We start from the raw sequence: 1,783 nt of genomic DNA, 5'->3' as shown, positions 1-1,783 counted from the left end.
CGCTTCCGCCCGCGTTCACCTCAACGGGCGCACCCCAGGGCTACGGCTTCCCGCCCCCGGGCACCGAGGCACAGACTTCCGCACCGGCACCGCAGCCCCCGCAGGGCTACGGCTTCCCGCCCGGCACCCCGGAGGCACCCGCACCGCAGGGCACGCCCGGCACCCCGGAAGCACAGCCGCAGCCCCCGCAGGGGTACGGGTTCCCGCCCGTGCCGCCCCAGCAGGCGCAGCAGCCGGCACCGCAGGGCACGCCCGGCACCCCCGAAGCACAACCGCAGCCCCCGCAGGGGTACGGGTTCCCGCCCGTGCCGCCCCAGCAGGCGCAGCAGCCGGCACCGCAGGGCACGCCCGGCACCCCCGAAGCACAACCGCAGCCCCCGCGGGGGTACGGGTTCCCGCCCGGCGCCCCGGAAGCACCGGCACCGCAGGGTCACGGGTTCCCGCCCGGCGCACCCGAAGCGCAGCCCCCGCAGGGGTACGGGTTCCCGCAGCAGCAGGGGTACCCGGCCCCCCAGCCGCCGCAGGCGCAATGGCAGCAGTCGGTGCCCGGCCAGGGCCCCGGCGCTCCGCTCGGCTACACCGCCGCCGTGGAGCTGTCCTCCGACCGCCTGATCCGCGCCAAGCAGAAGCCCAAGCCCACCCGCTCCGGCTTCCGCTTCGGCGGCAAGGCCGCCGAGGCCGACCGCCAGCGCAAGCTGGAGCTCATCCGCACCCCGGTGATGTCCTGCTACCGCATCGCCGTCATCAGCCTCAAGGGCGGCGTCGGCAAGACCACGACGACCACCGCCCTCGGCGCCACCCTCGCCACCGAGCGCCAGGACAAGATCCTGGCCATCGACGCGAACCCCGACGCCGGCACCCTCGGCCGCCGCGTCCGCCGTGAGACCGGTGCGACCATCCGCGACCTGGTGCAGGCGATCCCGTACCTGAACTCGTACATGGACATCCGGCGGTTCACCTCGCAGGCCCCCTCCGGCCTGGAGATCATCGCCAACGACGTGGACCCGGCGGTCTCGACGACCTTCAACGACGAGGACTACCGGCGCGTCATAGACACGCTCGGCCGCCAGTACCCGATCATCCTGACCGACTCCGGCACCGGACTGCTCTACTCCGCCATGCGCGGCGTCCTGGACCTGGCCGATCAGCTGATCATCATCTCCACCCCGTCCGTGGACGGCGCGAGCAGCGCGAGCACCACGCTCGACTGGCTCTCCGCCCACGGGTACGCCGACCTCGTCTCCCGCTCGATCACCGTCATCTCCGGGGTCCGCGAGACCGCCAAGATGATCAAGGTCGAGGACATCGTGCAGCACTTCGAGACCCGCTGCCGCGGGGTCGTCGTCGTGCCGTTCGACGAGCACCTCGCGGCCGGCGCGGAGGTCGACCTCGACCTGATGCGGCCCAAGACCCGCGAGGCGTACTTCAACCTGTCCGCCCTGGTCGCCGAGGACTTCACGCGCGCCCAGCAGCAGGCCGCGCAGGCCCACTGGGGCGCCCCCCAGGGCCACCAGCCGCCTCAGCCGCAGCCGCAGGCACAGCCGCAGCAGCCGGGCCCGTACCAGCAGCCGCAGGCGCAGCCCCCGCAGGCGCCGTCGCCGTACGGGCAGCAGCCCTACCCGCAGCCCGGACAGCCCTGGCAGCCCCCGGCCGCCCCCCAGCCGCCGCAGCAGCCCGGCCCGTACCAGGCTCCGCCGCGCGACCCGCGCCTCGGCTGACCGCGGCCGGGCCGGGCCGGACCGGACCACCGGGCCGGGCCACCGGGCCCGGGGAACGCGAAGGG

1 protein-coding gene is annotated in these 1,783 nt (G+C 75.0%); it reads left to right on the top strand.

All coding sequences use genetic code 11. The annotated features are described in order from the left end of the window. Window positions 1-1,718, top strand: a 1,718-nt coding sequence (locus tag SSNG_RS38140) for a MinD/ParA family protein (protein WP_165365025.1), incomplete at its 5' end; no start/stop codon positions are given. Between the last annotated feature and the right edge of the window lie 65 nt (window positions 1,719-1,783).

The sequence above is a fragment of the Streptomyces sp. C genome (assembly GCF_000158895.1).
In the GTDB taxonomy this organism is placed as follows: Bacteria; Actinomycetota; Actinomycetes; order Streptomycetales; family Streptomycetaceae; genus Streptomyces; species Streptomyces racemochromogenes.
This window is presented reverse-complemented; position numbering and strand designations above follow the sequence as displayed.